Here is a 22,326-nt window from a genome sequence, read left to right on the forward strand (position 1 = left end):
TATCGCGAGCGGCGACTAGTCGCCCGCTAACGGTACCAGCAACACATCTACCTGGCTGGCGCTGACGACACTTTTTGCCGAGCAGGACGCGCGCGAAAAGAAACTGTGGTTATGGTTGCCGCAAATGACCAGATCAACATGGTGTTTGCGGCACACAGCCAAAATATGCTGGCTTAACTCACCTGATGCGATGAAAGTTTGTTCAATCGGATAATCCGCCTTTTCCCCCAGCATCTTAAGAAAATTCTCGGTTTCCTCATGCATAACCGCGCGTAAATCCTCCATCATGGGCGCGGCGAACTGGTTATACAGTTCAGGATCGGAAGCGAGAGTAATCAGGCTTACTTTCGCCTGAACAGGGCGGGCGATAGAGACCGCTTTAGCCAGTAGCTGATGACTTTCAGGGGTGACGGCAACGGCGACAAGAATATGGGTGTAGCTCATAACTCGCTCCTTGATTGCAAGAATATGAGATTGTGCTTTAGCTTTACTCTGTTTATCGCATTTCTGCAATGCGCTAATGCCACATTAATGTGAAGGACATCATAATTAATCATTAATTATTCTTATGTAAAGAATCGTGGCATAAGACACTTTTTACACACCACCAGGATGCTTCATTTAAACGGGTGAACAATGAAAGCTAAAAGTTAAATCAAATGAGCTTATTTTTAACAGCGGAGGGCGTATGCTGTGACGAGATTAATTAATAACGTTTAATATTTAAGCCACTGTTTACTAAAGGTAAAATAAAATCGTTTCTAAAATAGAAATAATAGCCTGTTATCTATTATCCTGGCGTTATTTTAACAGAGAGAAACAAAAAAGAATTTGGTGTTGACGTACCCCTATTCAGCAGTGTGGAATAGAAAAAGTGAACATTAGGTTATTAATTAAACAAAGTAAAAGCCATGCTGATGGTTTTATCGTAAGTATTCCGTTAAATTATGTGATCTACATCACATATTTTCTAAAATCGCCGTCCCGCTCCGTTGTATGTCACGAAGCTGACGAGTAGAGTTGCGTCGAATTAGGAAAAATCTTAGGCATTTGTAAAAATTGATGTAAACGTGTAAGGCGAATCTCAGTGGGAAGCTGCGTTATACGTCACAATGTCCACAATGTCTGAGCGCTGCTATGCATTTGACCTTTTTGCTTCTTTTACCGGGCCTTCCCGGCGACATCACGGGGTGCGGCTACGTCGCACAAAAATAAAGTTGGTTATTCTGGATGGGAACAATGCATACATCCGAGTTGCTAAAACACATTTATGACATCAATTTGTCATATTTACTCCTTGCACAGCGTTTGATCGTCCAGGACAAAGCATCTGCGATGTTCCGCCTCGGTATCAACGAAGAGATGGCAAACACACTGGGCGCGTTGACCCTGCCGCAGATGGTCAAACTGGCGGAGACGAACCAGTTAGTTTGTCATTTCCGGTTTGACGATCATCAGACGATCACCCGTTTGACTCAGGATTCGCGCGTCGATGACTTACAGCAGATTCACACAGGTATCATGCTTTCAACGCGTCTGCTCAATGAAGTGGACGATACGGCGCGTAAGAAAAGGGCATGATAATGAGTGAAAAAAGCATTGTTCAGGAAGCGCGCGATATCCAGTTGGCGATGGAGTTGATTAATCTTGGCGCTCGTCTACAAATGCTGGAAAGCGAAACACAGCTCAGCCGTGGTCGCCTCATCAGGCTGTACAAAGAATTACGCGGTAGCCCGCCGCCTAAAGGGATGCTGCCATTTTCGACAGACTGGTTTATGACCTGGGAGCAAAATATTCATGCCTCCATGTTCTGCAACGCCTGGCAATTTTTACTGAAGACCGGCTTATGCAGCGGTGTGGATGCGGTGATTAAAGCTTATCGGCTTTATCTTGAGCAGTGTCCGCAACCGCCTGAAGGGCCGTTGTTGGCGCTGACTCGCGCATGGACGCTGGTGCGTTTTGTTGAAAGTGGGTTGCTTGAATTGTCGAGCTGTAACTGCTGCGGTGGGAACTTTATTACCCATGCGCATCAGCCCGTAGGCAGCTTTGCGTGTAGTTTATGCCAGCCGCCATCCCGCGCAGTAAAAAGACGTAAACTTTCCCGAGATGCTGCCGATATTATTCCACAACTGCTGGATGAACAGATCGAACAGGCTGTTTAACCGAAACGGTGTGGACAAACACTCCAGCAGCGGTAAGTCATTACCGCTGCTTTTTTTTGCCTTGCCTTCGCGTTAATCGCCCGACTGCGCATCCTGTCATAGTCAACAGCGGAAGGATGATGTCGTGCTTATCTTATTAGGTTACCTGGTGGTTATCGGTACAGTTTTCGGCGGTTATGTCATGACCGGCGGACACCTTGGGGCACTCTATCAACCTGCTGAACTGGTCATCATTGGCGGCGCGGGGATAGGGGCGTTCATTGTCGGCAACAACGGGAAGGCCATCAAAGGCACGATGAAAGCGATCCCGTTGTTATTTCGTCGTTCGAAATACACGAAATCTATGTACATGGATTTGCTGGCGTTGCTCTATCGCCTGATGGCCAAATCACGCCAGCAGGGGATGTTCTCCCTTGAACGCGATATTGAAAATCCGAAAGAGAGTGAAATCTTCGCCAGTTATCCGCGTATTCTGGCCGATGCGGTAATGCTTGATTTTATTGTCGATTATCTGCGTCTGATCATCAGCGGCAACATGAATACGTTCGAAATTGAAGCGTTGATGGATGAAGAGATTGAAACCCATGAAAGCGAGGCGGAAGTCCCGGCCAACAGTCTGGCGATGGTGGGGGATTCGCTGCCTGCCTTTGGTATCGTCGCGGCGGTAATGGGGGTGGTTCACGCTCTGGCTTCAGCCGATCGTCCGGCAGCGGAGTTGGGGGCGCTGATTGCCCATGCCATGGTAGGTACGTTCCTCGGTATTTTACTGGCTTATGGATTCATTTCACCGTTAGCGACCGTTTTGCGCCAGAAGAGCGCCGAAACCACCAAGATGATGCAGTGCGTAAAAATTACACTGCTGTCTAATCTGAACGGCTATGCGCCGCCGATTGCCGTGGAATTTGGTCGTAAAACGCTTTATTCCAGTGAGCGTCCATCGTTTATTGAGTTGGAAGAACACGTTCGCGCAGTGAGAAACCCAAACCAGCAGCAGACGACTGAGGAAGCATGAAAAATCAGGCTCATCCCATTGTCGTCGTAAAACGCCGCAGGCACAAACCGCACGGCGGCGGGGCGCACGGTTCCTGGAAAATTGCCTACGCCGATTTTATGACGGCGATGATGGCTTTTTTTCTGGTGATGTGGCTGATTTCCATCTCCAGCCCTAAAGAATTAATTCAGATTGCCGAATATTTTCGTACGCCGTTGGCCACCGCGGTAACGGGGGGAAATCGGATTGCCAATAGCGAGAGCCCGATACCAGGCGGCGGCGATGATTACACCCAACAGCAGGGTGAAGTGGAAAAGCAGCCGAATATCGACGAGCTGAAAAAACGGATGGAGCAGAGTCGCTTAAACAAACTGCGCGGCGATCTGGATCAACTGATCGAATCCGATCCCAAACTGCGCGCGTTACGTCCGCATCTGAAAATTGATTTGGTTCAGGAGGGGTTGCGTATCCAGATTATCGACAGCCAGAACCGCCCGATGTTTAAAACCGGCAGCGCCGAAGTTGAGCCGTATATGCGCGATATCCTGCGTGCGATTGCGCCAGTGTTAAACGGTATACCTAATCGCATTAGCCTGGCTGGCCATACCGATGACTTTCCCTACGCGAACGGCGAAAAAGGCTATAGCAACTGGGAGTTATCCGCCGATCGCGCCAATGCCTCTCGTCGCGAACTGGTCGCTGGCGGGCTGGATAACGGAAAAGTATTACGGGTGGTTGGCATGGCCGCCACGATGCGGCTGAGCGATCGCGGTCCTGATGACGCCATCAACCGCCGTATAAGCCTGCTGGTGTTAAACAAACAGGCGGAACAGGCCATTTTGCATGAAAACGCTGAAAGCCAGAATGAGCCGGTAAGTGTATTACAACAGCCTGCGGCAGCCCCGCCGGCAAGCGTACCCACATCGCCAAAAGCGGAACCGAGGTGATAGCGTGAGCATGGATATTAGCGATTTTTATCAGACATTTTTTGATGAAGCTGACGAGCTGTTGGCTGATATGGAGCAGCATCTGCTGGATTTGGTGCCGGAATCCCCGGACGCTGAACAACTGAACGCCATTTTTCGCGCGGCGCACTCCATTAAAGGCGGCGCGGGCACATTCGGCTTCACTATTCTGCAGGAAACCACACATTTAATGGAAAACCTGCTGGATGAAGCCCGACGCGGTGAAATGCAGCTCAATACCGACATTATCAACCTGTTTTTGGAAACGAAAGATATTATGCAGGAACAGCTCGACGCCTATAAAAACTCCGAAGAGCCGGATGCCGCAAGCTTCGAATATATCTGCAATGCGCTACGCCAGTTGGCGCTGGAGGCGAAAGGCGAAACCACGCCGGCGGTCGTAGAAACCGCGGCACTAAGCGCGGCGATCCAGGAAGAGAGCGTAGCCGAAACCGAATCGCCTCGTGACGAGAGTAAACTGCGCATTGTACTTTCACGGTTGAAAGCCAATGAGGTCGATCTGCTTGAAGAAGAGTTGGGCAATCTGGCTACTCTGACGGATGTCGTTAAGGGGGCGGATTCACTGTCGGCAACTCTGGATGGCAGCGTCGCGGAAGATGACATTGTCGCGGTGCTCTGTTTTGTCATTGAGGCCGATCAGATCGCTTTTGAAAAAGTGGTCGCCGCGCCGGTTGAAAAAGCGCAAGAGAAAACCGAGGTAGCGCCGGTAGCGCCTCCGGCAGTCGTTGCGCCAGCCGCCAAAAGCGCGGCCCATGAACATCATGCGGGGCGTGAAAAACCTGCGCGTGAACGCGAGTCCACCAGCATTCGCGTGGCGGTAGAGAAAGTGGATCAGCTCATAAACCTGGTCGGCGAGTTAGTGATTACCCAGTCAATGTTGGCCCAGCGTTCTAACGAGCTGGACCCGGTAAACCACGGCGATCTCATTACCAGTATGGGGCAGTTACAACGTAACGCCCGCGACTTACAAGAGTCGGTGATGTCGATTCGTATGATGCCTATGGAGTACGTCTTCAGCCGTTTCCCGCGTCTGGTACGCGATTTAGCGGGCAAACTGGGCAAGCAGGTAGAGCTGACGCTGGTGGGGAGCTCCACTGAACTTGATAAAAGCCTGATCGAACGCATTATCGACCCGCTGACGCACCTGGTGCGCAACAGTCTCGACCACGGGATTGAAATGCCGGAAAAACGCCTTGAGGCGGGGAAAAATGTTGTCGGCAACCTGATTCTTTCCGCAGAACATCAGGGCGGGAATATTTGTATTGAAGTGACCGATGACGGCGCGGGGCTTAACCGTGAGCGTATCCTGGCGAAGGCCATGTCGCAGGGGATGGCGGTGAATGAAAACATGACCGACGATGAAGTAGGCATGTTGATCTTCGCGCCGGGATTCTCAACTGCGGAACAGGTCACGGATGTCTCCGGTCGCGGCGTTGGCATGGATGTGGTGAAACGTAACATTCAGGAGATGGGCGGTCACGTTGAGATCCAGTCAAAACAAGGCTCCGGCACCACGATTCGTATTCTGCTGCCGCTGACGCTGGCCATCCTCGATGGGATGTCGGTTCGCGTGGCGGGGGAAGTTTTTATCCTGCCGTTAAATGCGGTGATGGAGTCGCTGCAACCGCGTGAAGAGGATCTTCATCCGCTGGCGGGCGGCGAACGGGTTCTGGAAGTTCGCGGCGAGTATTTGCCGCTGGTCGAATTGTGGAAAGTGTTTGACGTGGACGGGGCGAAAACCGAAGCCACGCAGGGCATTGTTGTGATCCTGCAAAGCGCGGGACGCCGTTACGCGCTGCTGGTCGATCAGCTCATCGGTCAGCACCAGGTGGTGGTCAAAAATCTGGAAAGCAATTATCGCAAGGTACCGGGGATTTCCGCCGCGACGATCCTGGGCGACGGCAGCGTCGCGCTGATTGTTGATGTTTCCGCATTGCAGGGTTTAAACCGCGAACAACGTATGGCGATCACAGCCGCCTGATTGAGTGAGAAGGGAATAATATGACCGGTATGAGTAATGTAAGCAAACTGGCCGGCGAGCCGTCAGGTCAGGAATTCCTGGTGTTTACACTGGGAAATGAAGAGTACGGCATCGATATCCTGAAAGTGCAGGAGATCCGTGGCTATGACCAGGTGACGCGCATCGCCAATACACCGGCCTTTATAAAAGGGGTGACTAACCTGCGCGGCGTGATTGTCCCCATTGTCGATCTGCGCGTGAAATTCTGCGAAGGCGACGTTGAGTATGATGACAATACGGTAGTGATCGTACTGAATCTGGGGCAACGCGTCGTCGGGATAGTGGTAGACGGCGTGTCTGACGTACTGTCGTTAACGGCGGAACAGATCCGTCCGGCGCCAGAATTTGCCGTGACCTTGTCAACAGAATATTTGACGGGATTGGGCGCGCTCGGCGAGCGTATGCTGATTCTGGTGAATATCGAAAAACTGCTTAACAGCGAAGAGATGGCGCTGCTGGATATCGCAGCATCACACGTCGCGTAATAACGTTGCCGGATGGCGTCGCGCCATTCGGCAATATTCACCGTTATGCTTCCGCCAGCGGTGAGAGTGCCTCTTCATCGCCCGCGCCCAGCCCTGCATTTTGCACCGACATCGCCGCTGCGACACTGTTACTGTCAATATCGTCTTCCGGAACAGCGTATTTCCTTTTTGCAAAAGTAAAGTTATCACAGCAGGTGCCGATAACGTTGATAACTCGTTATCAGGAAGGTGCCTTATGTTTAACCGTATCCGCGTTGTCACAATGCTGATGATGGTGCTGGGGGTTTTCGCACTGCTACAGCTTGTTTCCGGTGGTTTGCTGTTTTCTTCATTACAGCATAACCAGCAAGGTTTTGTTATTTCTAACGAATTACGTCAGCAACAAAGCGAACTCACGTCGACATGGGACTTAATGCTGCAAACGCGCATTAACCTGAGCCGCTCCGCCGCACGCATGATGATGGACGCTTCTAACCAGCAGAGCAGCGCCAAAACGGATTTACTCCAGAATGCAAAAACGACCCTCGCACAGGCGGCGGCGCACTACGCCAATTTCAAAAACATGACGCCATTGCCAGCGATGGCGGAGGCCAGCGCGAACGTCGATGAAAAATATCAGCGCTATCAGGCCGCATTAGCCGAACTTATTCAGTTTCTGGACAATGGCAATATGGATGCCTACTTCGCCCAGCCAACCCAGGGAATGCAAAACGCGTTGGGCGAGGCGCTGGGCAATTACGCCCGGGTGAGCGAAAACCTGTACCGCCAGACATTTGATCAAAGCGCTCATGACTACCGTTTTGCGCAATGGCAACTGGGGGGGCTTGCGGTCGTGCTGGTGCTGATTTTGATGGTGGTTTGGTTCGGCATTCGTCATGCCCTGCTTAACCCATTAGCGCGAGTGATTACTCATATCCGTGAAATTGCCAGCGGCGATCTGACGAAAACGCTCACTGTCTCAGGACGTAATGAAATTGGCGAACTGGCGGGAACGGTTGAACATATGCAACGCTCGCTGATTGACACCGTGACGCAGGTTCGTGAAGGTTCGGATGCGATTTATTCCGGCACCAGTGAAATTGCCGCCGGTAATACCGACCTCTCTTCCCGTACCGAACAACAAGCCTCCGCTCTGGAGGAGACGGCGGCCAGCATGGAACAACTGACGGCCACCGTGAAGCAAAACGCCGATAATGCCCGTCAGGCTTCGCAACTGGCGCAAAGCGCCTCCGAGACCGCGCGTCATGGCGGCAAAGTGGTCGACGGCGTAGTAAACACTATGCACGAAATTGCCGACAGTTCGAAAAAAATCGCTGACATTATCAGCGTTATCGACGGTATTGCCTTCCAGACTAACATTCTGGCGCTGAACGCGGCGGTAGAAGCGGCGCGCGCGGGAGAGCAGGGACGCGGTTTTGCGGTCGTGGCAGGCGAGGTGCGTAATCTGGCCAGCCGCAGCGCCCAGGCGGCGAAAGAAATAAAAGCGTTGATTGAAGATTCCGTCTCGCGTGTCGATACCGGTTCTGTGCTGGTGGAAAGCGCCGGGGAAACCATGACTGACATCGTCAATGCCGTTACGCGCGTCACGGATATCATGGGCGAAATCGCCTCCGCCTCGGATGAGCAAAGCCGGGGTATCGATCAGGTCGCTTTGGCCGTTTCCGAAATGGATCGCGTAACGCAACAGAACGCCTCGCTGGTTCAGGAATCCGCAGCGGCCGCCGCCGCGCTGGAAGAGCAGGCCAGCCGTCTGACCCAGGCGGTATCGGCTTTCCGCCTGGCATCGCGACCGCTGGCGGTAAATAAGCCTGAGATGCGTTTGTCAGCGGACGCTCAGTCCGGCAATACGCCGCGGTCAGTAGCCGCCGGGGATGATGCGAACTGGGAAACCTTCTGATCGACGTGTGCTGTCGGTTCTCGATTAATTTGCGAACCCGCCGATCCCTTTCGTCTGGTTCGCATAGATAAAAGCAAAAAATGTGTAATACGGGAAGCATGGCGCTGCCGCAGGGCGCGCCCGTTGTACTTTGAATGTGATTAAGAAGGCGCTATGACATCATCTCTGCCCTCCGGGCAAACGTCAGTATTGTTACAGATGACACAGCGCCTCGCGCTGTCCGACGCGCATTTTCGTCGGATATGTCAATTAATCTATCAGCGCGCAGGGATCGTGCTGGCCGACCATAAGCGGGATATGGTTTATAACCGCCTGGTCCGTCGGCTGCGTGCCCTGGGACTGGATGATTTTGGCCGTTATCTCAGTATGCTGGAGGCTAATCAAAACAGCGCTGAGTGGCAGGCTTTTATCAACGCTCTGACTACCAACCTGACCGCTTTTTTTCGCGAGGCGCACCATTTTCCCATCCTTGCGGAACATGCGCGTCGCCGCCACGGCGAGTACCGCGTCTGGAGTGCGGCGGCATCGACAGGAGAAGAACCTTACAGTATCGCCATTACGCTGGCGGATGCGTTGGGGATGGCCCCCGGTCGCTGGAAAGTATTCGCCAGCGATATTGATACTGAAGTGCTGGAAAAAGCGAGAAGCGGTATTTATCGCCTCAGCGAACTGAAAACGTTATCGCCGCAGCAGCTACAACGTTACTTCATGCGCGGTACGGGGCCGCATGAAGGACTGGTGCGCGTGCGTCAGGAACTGGCCAATTATGTTGAATTTTCCTCCGTTAATTTGTTGGAAAAGCAGTACAACGTACCCGGTCCCTTTGACGCGATTTTTTGCCGTAACGTCATGATCTATTTTGATAAAACGACTCAGGAGGACATTCTGCGCCGTTTTGTTCCACTCCTTAAACCTGACGGACTGTTGTTTGCCGGTCACTCAGAAAACTTTAGCAACCTCGTGCGCGAGTTTAGCCTGCGCGGACAGACGGTGTATGCGCTAAGTAAGGATAAAGCATGAGTAAAATCAGGGTATTGTCAGTTGATGATTCCGCGCTAATGCGCCAAATCATGACTGAAATTATTAATAGCCATAGCGATATGGAGATGGTGGCGACTGCGCCGGACCCGTTGGTCGCCAGGGATCTCATCAAAAAATTTAATCCGGACGTATTGACCCTGGACGTTGAGATGCCGCGTATGGACGGCCTCGATTTTCTGGAAAAACTGATGCGCCTGCGACCGATGCCGGTGGTGATGGTCTCTTCGCTGACCGGGAAAGGTTCCGAAGTGACGCTACGGGCGCTGGAGTTGGGGGCCATCGATTTTGTCACTAAACCGCAGCTTGGCATTCGTGAAGGTATGCTGGCGTATAGCGAGATGATCGCCGAAAAAGTGCGTACCGCCGCGCGGGCCCGCATCGCCGCACATAAACCGATGGCGGCCCCGACAACCTTAAAAGCGGGTCCGCTGCTCAGTTCGGAAAAACTGATTGCTATCGGCGCTTCAACGGGCGGTACTGAAGCTATCCGACATGTGCTGCAACCGCTGCCGCTTTCCAGTCCGGCAGTGATTATTACGCAGCATATGCCGCCTGGCTTTACCCGCTCGTTTGCCGAGCGTCTGAATAAACTCTGTCAAATCAGCGTGAAGGAGGCGGAGGACGGCGAACGCGTATTGCCAGGTCATGCCTACATTGCGCCCGGCGACAAGCATATGGAGCTGGCGCGTAGCGGGGCGAATTATCAAATCAAAATTCATGATGGCCCGCCGGTAAACCGACATCGGCCTTCCGTGGATGTGCTGTTTCATTCGGTGGCGAAACACGCGGGGCGCAACGCCGTAGGCGTCATTCTTACGGGGATGGGCAACGATGGCGCCGCTGGAATGTTAGCGATGTACCAGGCTGGCGCCTGGACCATTGCGCAAAACGAAGCAAGTTGTGTGGTGTTCGGCATGCCGCGCGAGGCCATCAATATGGGTGGCGTAAGCGAAGTGGTCGATCTTAGCCAGGTAAGCCAGCAGATGCTGGCGAAAATCAGTGCCGGACAGGCGATACGTATTTGAACCAGGAGTAGTATTTTATGGCGGATAAAGAGCTTAAATTTTTGGTTGTGGATGACTTTTCGACCATGCGTCGTATCGTGCGCAACCTCTTAAAAGAGCTTGGATTTAACAATGTGGAAGAGGCCGAAGACGGCGTCGATGCGCTGAACAAGCTCCAGGCGGGCGGCTTTGGTTTTATTATCTCCGACTGGAACATGCCGAACATGGATGGCCTGGAGCTGCTGAAAACCATTCGCGCCGATAGCGCCATGTCGGCGTTACCCGTGTTGATGGTCACGGCGGAAGCCAAAAAAGAGAATATTATCGCCGCCGCACAGGCTGGCGCCAGCGGTTATGTCGTAAAACCGTTCACCGCAGCGACTCTGGAAGAGAAGCTCAACAAAATCTTTGAGAAACTGGGTATGTGAGGATGCGATGATGATGCAACCATCTATCAAGCCTGCTGATGAAGGCTCAGCAGGAGACATCATTGCGCGCATCGGTAGTCTGACCCGAATGCTGCGCGACAGCCTGCGTGAACTGGGGCTGGACCAGGCGATTGCCGAAGCGGCGGAGGCGATCCCTGATGCGCGCGACCGTCTGGATTACGTCGTCCAGATGACGGCGCAGGCGGCGGAACGCGCGCTAAACAGTGTCGAAGCCTCGCAGCCGCATCAGGATGCGATGGAAAAAGAGGCGAAAGCGCTAACCCAACGTTGGGACGAGTGGTTTGACAATCCGATCGAGCTTGCCGACGCCCGTGAACTGGTGACGGATACGCGCCAGTTTCTCAGGGATGTCCCGGGCCATACCAGCTTTACTAACGCGCAACTGCTGGACATCATGATGGCGCAGGATTTCCAGGATCTGACGGGTCAGGTGATCAAACGCATGATGGACGTGATTCAGGAGATTGAGCGCCAGTTGTTAATGGTGCTGCTGGAAAACATCCCGGAACAGAGCGCGCGACCAAAACGCGAGAACGAAAGCTTGCTCAACGGCCCGCAGGTGGATACCTCGAAAGCTGGCGTCGTCGCCAGTCAGGATCAGGTGGACGACCTGCTGGACAGTCTTGGCTTTTAAGCTTTTTTGACCTGATGGCGCTGCGCTTATCGGGTCCGAATCCGTCAACCCGGCCGGATACGAGACTTTCTTATCGTATCCGGCTATCTCTATTAACGCCATAAACCCCGCCTTTTTTACCGCTTACTCTGCCCATTGGCGTAAAGCGGTTCTGGCATCATTCTCGCTTATCAATCTATCCAGGGTTTGCTGCGTGGCAGAAGAGAGCGACGACGACAAAACAGAAGCCCCCACACCCCACCGACTTGAAAAAGCGCGGGAAGAAGGGCAGATCCCCCGTTCCAGAGAACTGACCTCACTGCTGATATTGCTGGTGGGCGTTTGTATTATTTGGTTCGGCGGCGAGTCGTTAGCGCGGCAGCTGGCGGGAATGCTCTCAGCAGGCCTGCACTTCGATCACCGTATGGTGAACGATCCTAACCTGATCCTGGGGCAGATAATTTTGCTGATTAAAGCGGCGATGATGGCACTGCTACCGCTCATCGCGGGCGTGGTGCTGGTGGCGCTTATCTCGCCGGTTATGCTTGGCGGCCTGATTTTTAGCGGTAAGTCGCTACAGCCAAAATTTTCTAAATTAAACCCGCTGCCGGGAATTAAGCGCATGTTTTCGGCGCAGACCGGCGCGGAACTGCTAAAAGCGGTGTTGAAATCCACTCTGGTCGGCTGCGTTACCGGCTTTTATCTCTGGCATCACTGGCCGCAAATGATGCGCCTGATGGCGGAGTCGCCGATCGTCGCAATGGGGAATGCGCTGGATCTGGTTGGACTCTGCGCGTTACTGGTGGTACTGGGCGTGATTCCGATGGTGGGATTTGACGTGTTTTTCCAGATCTTTAGCCACCTGAAAAAATTACGCATGTCGCGGCAGGACATTCGCGACGAATTTAAAGAGAGCGAAGGCGATCCGCATGTTAAGGGCAAAATTCGCCAGATGCAACGCGCCGCCGCGCAGCGCCGCATGATGGAAGATGTGCCGAAAGCGGACGTCATTGTCACTAACCCGACGCACTATTCCGTGGCGCTGCAGTATGACGAAAACAAAATGAGCGCGCCGAAAGTGGTCGCGAAGGGGGCTGGATTAATAGCGCTGCGCATTCGCGAGATCGGCGCTGAACATCGGGTTCCCACTTTAGAAGCGCCGCCGCTGGCGCGGGCATTATATCGCCACGCCGAAATCGGTCAGCAAATTCCCGGGCAGTTATATGCTGCCGTTGCGGAAGTGTTGGCCTGGGTCTGGCAGCTTAAACGCTGGCGGCTTGCGGGCGGGCAACGTCCTCCACAACCTGAGAACCTTCCGGTGCCAGAAGCGCTGGATTTTATGAACGAGAAGAATACTGATGGCTAATCTGGTCGCGATGCTGCGCCTGCCCAGCAACCTGAAATCGACGCAATGGCAAATTCTTGCCGGGCCGATCCTCATTCTGCTGATTTTGTCGATGATGGTGCTGCCGCTGCCTGCTTTTATCCTCGACTTATTGTTTACCTTTAATATTGCGCTATCGATCATGGTGCTGCTGGTGGCGATGTTTACCCAGCGCACTCTGGATTTTGCCGCGTTTCCAACCATTCTGCTGTTTACCACGCTACTGCGTCTGGCGCTTAACGTTGCCTCAACGCGCATTATTTTGATGGAAGGGCATACCGGCGCGGCGGCGGCGGGAAAGGTGGTGGAGGCGTTCGGTCATTTCCTGGTCGGCGGTAACTTCGCGATCGGGATTGTGGTTTTTATCATCCTCGTCATTATCAACTTCATGGTCATCACCAAAGGCGCCGGACGTATTGCCGAAGTCGGCGCGCGCTTTGTGCTGGATGGTATGCCCGGTAAGCAAATGGCGATTGACGCCGATCTTAATGCCGGTCTGATTGGTGAAGACGAGGCCAAAAAACGGCGTTCGGAAGTCACTCAGGAAGCCGACTTCTACGGTTCGATGGACGGGGCAAGTAAATTTGTACGCGGCGACGCCATCGCCGGTATTCTCATCATGGTCATTAACGTGGTCGGCGGGCTGCTGGTCGGCGTATTGCAGCACGGAATGAGCATAGGCAGCGCGGCGGAAAGCTACACTCTGCTGACCATTGGCGACGGCCTGGTCGCCCAGATCCCGGCGCTGGTTATCTCCACGGCGGCGGGCGTCATTGTGACCCGCGTCAGTACCGATCAGGATGTAGGCGAGCAGATGGTTGGCCAACTGTTCAGTAATCCAAGGGTGATGCTGCTGGCGGCGGCGGTGCTGGGGCTGCTTGGCATGGTGCCAGGAATGCCTAACCTGGTATTTTTACTTTTTACCGCCGCTTTGCTCGGCCTGGCATGGTGGCTGCGCGGGCGTGAAGAAAAAGCGCCGGAGGAGCCGCAGCCGGTAAAAATGCCGGAAAATAACTCGGTGGTCGAAGCCACCTGGAATGACGTACAGCTTGAGGATTCACTGGGAATGGAAGTGGGCTACCGCCTGATCCCGATGGTGGATTTTCAACAGGATGGCGAATTGCTCGGACGTATTCGCAGTATTCGTAAAAAATTCGCGCAGGATATGGGGTTCCTGCCACCGGTGGTCCACATTCGCGACAATATGGATTTACAGCCTGCGCGCTACCGTATTTTGATGAAAGGGGTAGAGATCGGCAGCGGGGACGCCTATCCGGGACGCTGGCTGGCTATTAACCCCGGCACGGCGGCGGGAACGCTACCGGGCGAGAAAACCGTCGATCCAGCTTTTGGCCTTGATGCCATCTGGATTGAAAGCGCCCTGAAAGAGCAGGCGCAAATTCAGGGCTTTACCGTCGTGGAAGCCAGTACCGTTGTGGCGACGCACCTTAACCACTTGATTGGCCAATTCTCCGCCGAACTGTTTGGCCGCCAGGAAGCGCAGCAACTGTTGGATCGTGTCTCTCAGGAGATGCCTAAACTCACGGAAGATCTGGTCCCCGGCGTCGTGACCCTCACGACTTTACACAAAGTCCTGCAAAACTTACTGGCGGAAAAAGTCCCTATTCGCGATATGCGCACCATTCTGGAAACGCTGGCGGAACATGCGCCGTTACAAAGCGATCCGCATGAATTAACCGCCGTGGTACGCGTGGCATTAGGGCGAGCGATTACGCAACAGTGGTTCCCCGGTAATGAAGAAGTGCAGGTGATTGGCCTGGATACCGCGCTGGAGCGTTTGCTGCTTCAGGCATTGCAGGGCGGCGGTGGACTTGAGCCTGGGTTGGCGGATCGCCTGCTGGCGCAGACGCAAGAAGCGCTTTCTCGCCAGGAAATGCTTGGCGCGCCGCCGGTATTACTGGTTAACCATGCGCTACGTCCATTATTGTCCCGCTTTTTGCGGCGCAGTTTACCGCAGCTGGTGGTGTTGTCGAACCTTGAGCTTTCCGATAACCGTCATATCCGCATGACGGCGACCATTGGAGGAAAATAATGCGTAAATGGCTGGCGTTGTTGCTCTTTCCCCTGACGGTTCAGGCCGCAGGCGAAGGCGCGTGGCAGGATAGCGGTATGGGCGTAACCTTAAATTACCGGGGCGTTTCCGCATCGTCTTCGCCATTGTCGGCGCGTCAGCCGGTTTCCGGTGTGATGACACTGGTCGCCTGGCGTTATGAACTGAATGGCCCGACTCCCGCGGGCTTACGGGTACGTTTATGTTCCCAGTCCCGTTGCGTAGAACTTGATGGTCAGAGTGGCACGACCCACGGTTTTGCTCATGTTCCCGCAGTCGAGCCGCTCCGCTTTGTCTGGGAAGTCCCCGGCGGCGGCCGACTTATCCCGGCGTTAAAAGTGCGGAGCAATCAGGTGATTGTGAACTACCGCTAACCGCCCCTTTCTTTGCCAGGTAGCAGACCTGACTCTCTTTTTGAATAAATAGAAACGCCGTTTTATAAAATGGTGAGGTAGGTTGCCGAACTCTTTGTGTTTTTGCCATTTACGCTCTGGCAATGGCAGAAACAAAAAGGTTTCCGCCCAGCTTAGCTTTTACTGTAGCGAATCGACTGCGTCGGCGGTAAAACTGCACGCAGCACTGAATTCGACATTACACAGAGGTTAAGCAAATGATGGTTTATCCAGTCAAACACAGTCCGCTATTGCGTCAGCCTGAGCATTTTATCGCCAGAGATGAACTAAAAGCCCTGGTGCAAAAGGTGACGCATAACCTGGTCAATATTAAAGATGAGACAGGCGAATTTTTATTGCGACTGGACGACGGACGCGTGATCGATACTAAAGGCTGGGCCGGATGGGAGTGGACGCACGGCGTGGGCCTGTACGGAATGTATCACTATTACCAACAGACCGGCGACCAGACGATGCGTAAGATCATTGATGACTGGTTTGCCGATCGTTTTGCGGAAGGCGCGACGACGAAAAACGTTAATACGATGGCGCCGTTTTTAACGCTGGCGTATCGCTATGAAGAGACGCGTAATCCAGCGTATTTACCGTGGCTGGAAACGTGGGCCGAATGGGCGATGAATGAAATGCCCCGTACCGATCACGGCGGAATGCAGCACATCACGCTGGCGGAGGAAAATCATCAGCAGATGTGGGACGACACGCTAATGATGACGGTGCTGCCGCTGGCGAAAATCGGTAAGCTGTTGAACCGGCCGGAATATGTGGAAGAGGCAACCTATCAGTTCCTGCTACACGTGCAGAATTTGATGGATAAAGAGACGGGGCTGTGGTTCCACGGCTGGAGCTATGACGGTCATCATAACTTCGCTAACGCTCGCTGGGCGCGCGGCAACAGTTGGCTGACCATTGTGATCCCGGATTTTCTTGAACTGCTGGACTTACCGGAAAATAATGCCGTGCGCCGTTATCTGGTCCAGGTACTGAATGCGCAGATCGCCGCGCTGGCGAAATGTCAGGATGAAAGCGGTTTGTGGCATACGCTGCTTGACGATCCGCACTCTTATCTTGAGGCGTCGGCGACGGCGGGTTTTGCCTACGGTATTCTTAAAGCGGTGCGCAAACGCTATGTCGAACGGCACTATGCGCAGGTGGCGGAAAAAGCTATTCGGGGGATAGTGAAACATATCTCGCCGGAAGGTGAACTGCTGCAAACGTCATTTGGCACTGGCATGGGCCACGATCTCGATTTTTACCGTCATATTCCGTTGACCTCTATGCCTTACGGGCAGGCGATGGCTATGCTGTGTTTGACGGAATATCTGCGTAACTATTTCTGATGTATGCGGATATTCCGGTCGTATCCTTGTCTGATGGCGCTTTGCTTATTTGACTATGGCGCCTGACCCGACTGTGTGGTATCAGCCTGTGGATCAAACAGGTGGTCAAGGATTTTTCGCATGATGGGCGCGGCGGTAACGCCGTCGCTTCCGCCGTTTTCCAGAATCAAGGCAATAGCGACCTTAGGGTTTTTATACGGTGCAAAAGCGGTATAAAACACATGATCGCGCAGGCGAATGGGGATCATTTTCGCGTTGTAGGTCTGATTTTCTTTCAGGCTAAACACCTGCGACGTGCCGCTTTTGGCCGCAATGCCGTAGGGCGCTGTGTGAAAGAACTTATAGCCCGTTCCGTTGGGTGCATTCGCCATGCCATACATCGCCTGACGCACCAGTCCCCAGTATGGCGACGCCGGATCGGCTATCTGTGCCGGTGTTCCTGAAGGGCGATACGGAACCACCGTTTTGCCGCTCTCTTCATTGAGTAACAGGTGAGGGGCAATCACCTTACCGTTGTTGATGAGCGCCACCATCGCTTTTACCATCTGGATGGGGGTGGCAATCCAGTAACCCTGGCCGATGCCGACAGAAATGGTATCGCCCTGATACCAGGCTTTTTTATGGACCCGCTGTTTCCATGCGCGGCTGGGAAGCAGCCCGTCATACTCTTCATTAAGGTCGATGCCCGTCGGTTTGCCATAGCCGAACTGAGACAACATCGTGTCGATACGGTCAATACCCATCATATAAGCGACCTGATAGAAAAAGGTATCCGCAGACTCCTCAATCGCTTTAGTGACATCCAGCATACCGTGTCCGGTTTTTTTCCAGTCCCGGTAATGCCGCTGCGTGCCGGGAAGCGTCCAGGTTGGCGCGCCAAAGAAGGTGGTTTGCGGCGTAATAATCCCGCATAACAGCGCGGACATCGCCATATAGGGTTTAACCGTTGACGCCGGGGGATAAAGCCCTTGCGTCACGCGGTTGATCAGCGGCAGATTTTTATCGTGCAGCAGTTTGCCGTAATCCTGAGAGCTAATGCCTTTTACAAAGGGGTTCGGGTCGTAGCTGGGCATAGATACCATCGCCAGCACTGAACCATCGTGCGGATCTTCAACCAGTACGGCAGCACGCTGCCCGGCCAGCAAACTTTCAATGTACTCTTGTAAATGGAGATCCAGCGTCAGGTGAATGTTCTTACCCGCGATGGGAGGAACGTCTTTCAGCAGGCGGACAATACGCCCGTGATTATCCACCTCGACCTCCTGATAACCGGTTTTGCCATGAAGATCGTTTTCGTAGTAACGCTCAATCCCCTGTTTACCGATGTTATGGTCCGCCGCGTAATTCTCTGCCAGCCCTTTTTTATCCAGCGCTTTAAGGTCGTTATCGTTTATCTTTGACACGTAACCGAGAACATGCGCCAGCTCCGCGCCGTAAGGATACTGCCGATCCTGATAGCTATTGATCGTGACGCCGTTGAAATGAAACTGATTGACCGCAAAGCGTGCGATTTCAACATCCGTTAGCGCGTTTTTGAGCACTACCGGACGATAGCGGCTACTGGATTTTAGCGCGCGGCGAAAGTCGGCGATATCGTCGGGGGAGAGATCAACAATAGGGGTGAGCTGTTTTAGCAGCGCATCCATATCGGCAATTTTATAGGGCGTAACCGCGATATCATACCAGGTTACGTTACGCACCAGCGGAATGCCGTTGCGATCGTAAATGATGCCACGCGTGGGCGCGACGGGTAGCATCTTGATATCGTTCTCATTCGAACGGGTGGTGTAGTAGTGGTGCTGGCGGATTTGCAAGTTATAGAGGTTGAAGATCAGGATACCAAAGCAGACAACCACTACACCAAACGCCACAATCACACGTCTCAGGAAGAGTTTCTCTTCCGCATCAAAGTCTTTAAAAGTCATTACCTGTACCTGAACAATCCGCCGCCTAATGATACGGGGCGGTCAGCGCCAGCACAGGTAAAAGATGTTCCATCTCTCTATAGAAATGTGTCATTCCTTGTGATTTGTTACAGATATACCGCTGTGGCAATAAAAAGGCCTGAGTCCGTTACCCGGAGTCAGGCCTGATGATGTTAACGACGGCGCGTTTACATGCGTTCTACGGTTTCGATACCCAACGTATCCAGACCCAGTTTCAGCGTCTTCGCCGTCAGTTGCGCCAGTTTTAGGCGGCTATTGCGAACCGCGTCATTCTCGGCGCTGAGAATAGGGCAGTGCTCGTAGAAGCCGGAGAACAGCCCGGCGACGTCATACAGATACGCGCACATGACGTGCGGCGTACCTTCACGCGCGACCACCGTCAGGGTTTCTTCAAACTGCAGCAGACGGGCAGCGAGTTGCGCTTCGCGATCTTCGCTAATGATAACCGGCGCGCTCGCCAGCGCCTGCTCGTCGATGTCCGCTTTACGGAAAACAGACAGCACACGCGTATAGGCATACTGCATATAAGGAGCGGTATTGCCTTCGAAAGCCAACATATTATCCCAGTCGAAGATATAGTCAGTGGTGCGGTTTTTTGACAAATCAGCGTATTTCACCGCGCCAATACCGACGGCGTTAGCCAGTTTTTCCAGCTCGTCAGCCGGCATATCCGGGTTCTTCTCCGCCACCAGACGACGCGCGCGCTCCAGCGCCTCATCCAGCAGGTCCGCCAGTTTCACCGTACCGCCCGCGCGAGTTTTAAACGGTTTACCGTCTTTACCCAACATCATGCCGAACATGTGATGTTCCAGCGGAACGGAATCCGGCACATAACCGGCTTTACGCACAATGGTCCAGGCCTGCATCAGGTGCTGGTGCTGACGGGAGTCAATGTAGTAGAGCACGCGGTCGGCGTGCAGCGTTTCGTAACGGTATTTGGCGCAGGCGATATCGGTAGTGGTATACAGATAACCGCCATCTTTCTTCTGAATAATGACGCCCATCGGGTCGCCTTCCTTGTTTTTAAACTCATCAAGGAAAACCACCGTTGCGCCCTCGCTTTCAACCGCCAGGCCTTTGGCTTTCAGATCGGCGACGATGCCCGGCAGCATCGGATTATACAGACTTTCGCCCATCACATCGTCACGCGTCAGAGTGACGTTCAGACGATCATAGGTGATCTGGTTTTGCGTCATCGTGATATCAACCAGCTTACGCCACATCTCACGGAAATAGGTATCACCGCTCTGCAATTTGACGACGTAGTTACGCGCGCGCTCGGCAAACGCTTCATCTTCGTCATAATGCTTTTTCGCATCGCGGTAGAATCCTTCGAGATCCGCCAGCGCCATGTCGCCCGCGTTTTCCTGCTGCTGTTTTTCCAGCCAGGCGATAAGCATACCGAACTGGGTGCCCCAGTCGCCGACGTGGTTAGCGCGAATAACATGATGGCCCAGAAACTCCAGCGTGCGTACTGCCGCATCGCCGATAATCGTGGAGCGTAGATGACCAACGTGCATCTCTTTCGCGACGTTGGGCGCGGAGTAGTCGACGACAATTGTTTGACGAGTCGGCTGAGAAACGCCCAGACGATCGGAGGCCAGCGCCTGTTGCACCTGTTCAGCGAGAAAAGCCGGTTCGAGGAAAATATTGATAAAGCCAGGGCCGGCGATTTCAACCTTGCTGGCGATGCCGCTGAGATCCAGATGAGTCAGCACCTGCTCTGCAAGTTGTCGGGGGGCCATACCCAGTTTTTTCGCAACTGCCATCATGCCGTTGGCCTGATAGTCGCCGAACTGAACTTTGGCTGACTGACGAACCTGGGGCTCGCAATCTGCAGGCGCGCCTGCAGCAATCATGGCCTGACTAACTTTTTCTGAGAGAAGAGCCTGAATATTCACCGGAATACCTTACGTTTATGAAGCGGGCTGTATTGCCCGCGCCAGTTTAAGAATTAGGGCGGGAGTATACTGCAAATGCCCGTTGGCGTCAGCATTGCGCGCGCGGCGCGTCGCCTGAAATATACGCAACAATAATCTGCATAAGCATTCAATAAACGCCCAATCAAATCAAAGGTTGGTTGCCGGGGCGCAACAGCGTAAATTAGCGGTTTTCACAGCAAGAAGAGCGTCCTGATATGGCGAACTGGCAACACATTGATGAACTGCATGATATTTCCGCAGATTTACCGCGATTCACTCTGGCGTTCAGAGAACTTTCCACTCGCCTTGGTCTGCAGATTAGCACCCTTGAGGCCGATCACATTTCATTGCGCTGTCACCAGAATACGACGGCGGAGCGTTGGCGTCGCGGTTTTGAACAATGCGGCGAGCTACTGTCGGAAAATATCATCAACGGCAGGCCGATTTGTCTGTTTAAACTGCATGAACCGGTATGTGTGGAACACTGGCGGTTTTCTGTTATTGAATTACCGTGGCCGGGAGAAAAACGCTATCCACACGAAGGGTGGGAGCATATTGAAATCGTGCTGCCCGGCGAGCCGGAGACCTTGAACGCGAGGGCTCTGGCGTTGTTGTCGGATGAGGGGCTTAGTCAGCCGGGGATAGTGGTTAAAACCAGTTCGCCACAGGGCGAGCATGAACGTTTGCCAAACCCTACGCTGGCCGTGACCGATGGCCGCATCACGGTAAAATTTCATCCATGGTCGATTGAAGCGATTGTCGCCAGCGAACAGGCGGCCCATTAACCTGCCGAGCGGAGTGAATATGGCGTTACTTGAGATCTGTTGTTACAGCATGGAATGCGCGCTCACCGCGCAGCGAAACGGCGCGGATCGTATCGAACTGTGCGCCGCGCCGAAAGAAGGGGGGCTTACGCCTTCGCTGGGTGTCTTACGCAGCGTGCGTGAGCATATTACGATTCCCGTACATCCGATTATTCGTCCTCGCGGCGGGGATTTTTACTACACTGACGGCGAATTTGCCGCCATGCTGGAAGATATTCGCCTCGTCAGAGAGTTGGGTTTTCCCGGGCTGGTTACTGGCGTGTTGACCGTTGATGGGGATGTCGATATGTCGCGAATGGAAAAAATAATGGCGGCGGCCGGACCGCTGGCGGTGACATTCCACCGCGCCTTCGATATGTGCGCTAATCCCTTCAATGCGCTAAAGAATCTGGCTGACGCAGGCGTAGCAAGAGTACTGACTTCCGGACAAAAAGCCGATGCGGCGCAAGGTTTATCAATAATTATGGAACTTATTGCCCAGGGGGATGCTCCAACCATTATGGCTGGTGCGGGGGTTCGTGCAAATAACCTGCAGAATTTCCTCGATGCCGGAGTACGGGAAGTACACAGTTCCGCCGGAGTCTTACTGCCTTCGCCGATGCGCTATCGCAATCAGGGGTTATCGATGTCTGCCGATATACAGGCGGACGAGTATTCTCGCTATAGGGTAGAGGGTGCGGCGGTCGCTGAAATGAAAGGAATCATTGTTCGCCATCAGGCCAAATGATTTTTACCGTTGCATCATGTCGCCCAATATGATGCTTGCTCGTACCAGGCCCCT

General features: G+C 53.4%; 21 protein-coding genes. 17 read left to right on the forward strand and 4 right to left on the reverse strand.

Going from position 1 to position 22,326, the window contains the following annotated elements; genetic code table 11:
- Positions 1–15 precede the first annotated feature (15 nt).
- The gene (uspC, locus tag EOS98_RS09470; RefSeq protein WP_000122606.1) at positions 16–444 is read right to left on the reverse strand and encodes a universal stress protein UspC; all 429 of its coding nucleotides are present in this window, start codon (positions 442–444) and stop codon (positions 16–18) included.
- The gene (locus EOS98_RS09475; RefSeq protein ID WP_001617301.1) at positions 441–557 is read right to left on the reverse strand and encodes a hypothetical protein; all 117 of its coding nucleotides are present in this window, start codon (positions 555–557) and stop codon (positions 441–443) included. The genes uspC and EOS98_RS09475 overlap by 4 nt, the downstream gene beginning before the upstream one ends.
- A 682-nt stretch (positions 558–1,239) precedes the next feature.
- On the opposite strand from EOS98_RS09475, the gene flhD reads away from it, so the two are divergent.
- The 15 genes from flhD (at position 1,240) to EOS98_RS09550 (ending at position 16,853) form a co-directional block, all read left to right on the forward strand.
- Positions 1,240–1,581 carry a flagellar transcriptional regulator FlhD gene (flhD, locus tag EOS98_RS09480; RefSeq protein WP_001518146.1) on the forward strand — a complete coding sequence of 114 codons (342 nt, stop codon included), beginning with the start codon at positions 1,240–1,242 and terminating at the stop codon, positions 1,579–1,581.
- Positions 1,578–2,162, forward strand: a complete 585-nt coding sequence (gene flhC / locus EOS98_RS09485; protein ID WP_000605987.1) for a flagellar transcriptional regulator FlhC — start codon at positions 1,578–1,580, stop codon at positions 2,160–2,162. The genes flhD and flhC overlap by 4 nt, the downstream gene beginning before the upstream one ends.
- 124 nt (positions 2,163–2,286) lie before the next feature.
- On the forward strand, positions 2,287–3,174 hold the full coding sequence (motA, locus tag EOS98_RS09490; protein ID WP_000906312.1) for a flagellar motor stator protein MotA: 888 nt from the start codon (positions 2,287–2,289) through the stop codon (positions 3,172–3,174).
- On the forward strand, positions 3,171–4,100 hold the full coding sequence (gene motB, locus EOS98_RS09495; protein ID WP_000795653.1) for a flagellar motor protein MotB: 930 nt from the start codon (positions 3,171–3,173) through the stop codon (positions 4,098–4,100). Before motA ends, motB begins: the two co-directional genes overlap by 4 nt.
- Positions 4,101–4,104: 4 nt before the next feature.
- Positions 4,105–6,120 carry a chemotaxis protein CheA gene (gene cheA, locus EOS98_RS09500; RefSeq protein WP_000061302.1) on the forward strand — a complete coding sequence of 672 codons (2,016 nt, stop codon included), beginning with the start codon at positions 4,105–4,107 and terminating at the stop codon, positions 6,118–6,120.
- A 20-nt stretch (positions 6,121–6,140) separates the two neighbouring features.
- Positions 6,141–6,644 (forward strand): chemotaxis protein CheW, encoded by a 504-nt coding sequence (cheW, locus tag EOS98_RS09505; protein WP_000147295.1) that lies wholly within the window; start codon positions 6,141–6,143, stop codon positions 6,642–6,644.
- Positions 6,645–6,879: 235 nt separating this feature from the next.
- Positions 6,880–8,541 (forward strand): methyl-accepting chemotaxis protein II, encoded by a 1,662-nt coding sequence (tar, locus tag EOS98_RS09510; RefSeq protein ID WP_020898902.1) that lies wholly within the window; start codon positions 6,880–6,882, stop codon positions 8,539–8,541.
- 153 nt (positions 8,542–8,694) lie between these two features.
- Positions 8,695–9,561: a protein-glutamate O-methyltransferase CheR gene (gene cheR / locus EOS98_RS09515; RefSeq protein WP_000204362.1), complete on the forward strand. Its 867-nt coding sequence runs from the start codon at positions 8,695–8,697 to the stop codon at positions 9,559–9,561.
- The gene (cheB, locus tag EOS98_RS09520; protein WP_000036392.1) at positions 9,558–10,607 is read left to right on the forward strand and encodes a protein-glutamate methylesterase/protein glutamine deamidase; all 1,050 of its coding nucleotides are present in this window, start codon (positions 9,558–9,560) and stop codon (positions 10,605–10,607) included. The genes cheR and cheB overlap by 4 nt, the downstream gene beginning before the upstream one ends.
- 17 nt (positions 10,608–10,624) lie before the next feature.
- A complete protein-coding gene (cheY, locus tag EOS98_RS09525) occupies positions 10,625–11,014 on the forward strand; it encodes a chemotaxis response regulator CheY (protein WP_000763861.1) in 390 nt (129 codons plus the stop codon).
- A 10-nt stretch (positions 11,015–11,024) separates the two neighbouring features.
- On the forward strand, positions 11,025–11,669 hold the full coding sequence (gene cheZ / locus EOS98_RS09530; protein WP_000983585.1) for a protein phosphatase CheZ: 645 nt from the start codon (positions 11,025–11,027) through the stop codon (positions 11,667–11,669).
- Between the two features lie 193 nt (positions 11,670–11,862).
- The gene (gene flhB, locus EOS98_RS09535) at positions 11,863–13,014 is read left to right on the forward strand and encodes a flagellar biosynthesis protein FlhB (RefSeq protein WP_000797081.1); all 1,152 of its coding nucleotides are present in this window, start codon (positions 11,863–11,865) and stop codon (positions 13,012–13,014) included.
- Positions 13,007–15,085 (forward strand): flagellar biosynthesis protein FlhA, encoded by a 2,079-nt coding sequence (gene flhA, locus EOS98_RS09540; protein ID WP_000002386.1) that lies wholly within the window; start codon positions 13,007–13,009, stop codon positions 15,083–15,085. The genes flhB and flhA overlap by 8 nt, the downstream gene beginning before the upstream one ends.
- A complete protein-coding gene (gene flhE / locus EOS98_RS09545) occupies positions 15,085–15,477 on the forward strand; it encodes a flagellar protein FlhE (protein WP_001233619.1) in 393 nt (130 codons plus the stop codon). The genes flhA and flhE overlap by 1 nt, the downstream gene beginning before the upstream one ends.
- A 236-nt stretch (positions 15,478–15,713) precedes the next feature.
- Positions 15,714–16,853 (forward strand): glycoside hydrolase family 105 protein, encoded by a 1,140-nt coding sequence (locus tag EOS98_RS09550; RefSeq protein WP_000989908.1) that lies wholly within the window; start codon positions 15,714–15,716, stop codon positions 16,851–16,853.
- Positions 16,854–16,906: 53 nt separating this feature from the next.
- Here the strand turns inward: EOS98_RS09550 and mrdA are convergent, their stop codons facing one another.
- Both mrdA and argS read right to left on the reverse strand, forming a co-directional pair.
- Entirely contained in the window at positions 16,907–18,778 is a 1,872-nt protein-coding gene (gene mrdA, locus EOS98_RS09555; protein WP_127821164.1) for a penicillin-binding protein 2, read from the reverse strand.
- A gap of 188 nt (positions 18,779–18,966) precedes the next feature.
- A complete protein-coding gene (gene argS, locus EOS98_RS09560) occupies positions 18,967–20,700 on the reverse strand; it encodes an arginine--tRNA ligase (RefSeq protein ID WP_001025360.1) in 1,734 nt (577 codons plus the stop codon).
- A gap of 236 nt (positions 20,701–20,936) precedes the next feature.
- On the opposite strand from argS, the gene EOS98_RS09565 reads away from it, so the two are divergent.
- Together EOS98_RS09565 and cutC are read left to right on the forward strand one after the other, a co-directional pair.
- Entirely contained in the window at positions 20,937–21,506 is a 570-nt protein-coding gene (locus EOS98_RS09565) for a VOC family protein (protein ID WP_126524013.1), read from the forward strand.
- Between the two features lie 19 nt (positions 21,507–21,525).
- The gene (cutC, locus tag EOS98_RS09570) at positions 21,526–22,272 is read left to right on the forward strand and encodes a copper homeostasis protein CutC (RefSeq protein ID WP_001185780.1); all 747 of its coding nucleotides are present in this window, start codon (positions 21,526–21,528) and stop codon (positions 22,270–22,272) included.
- Positions 22,273–22,326: the final 54 nt, after the last annotated feature.

Origin of the sequence: Salmonella sp. SSDFZ69, from assembly GCF_004010755.1 — a bacterium.
Taxonomy (GTDB): domain Bacteria; phylum Pseudomonadota; class Gammaproteobacteria; order Enterobacterales; family Enterobacteriaceae; genus Salmonella; species Salmonella enterica.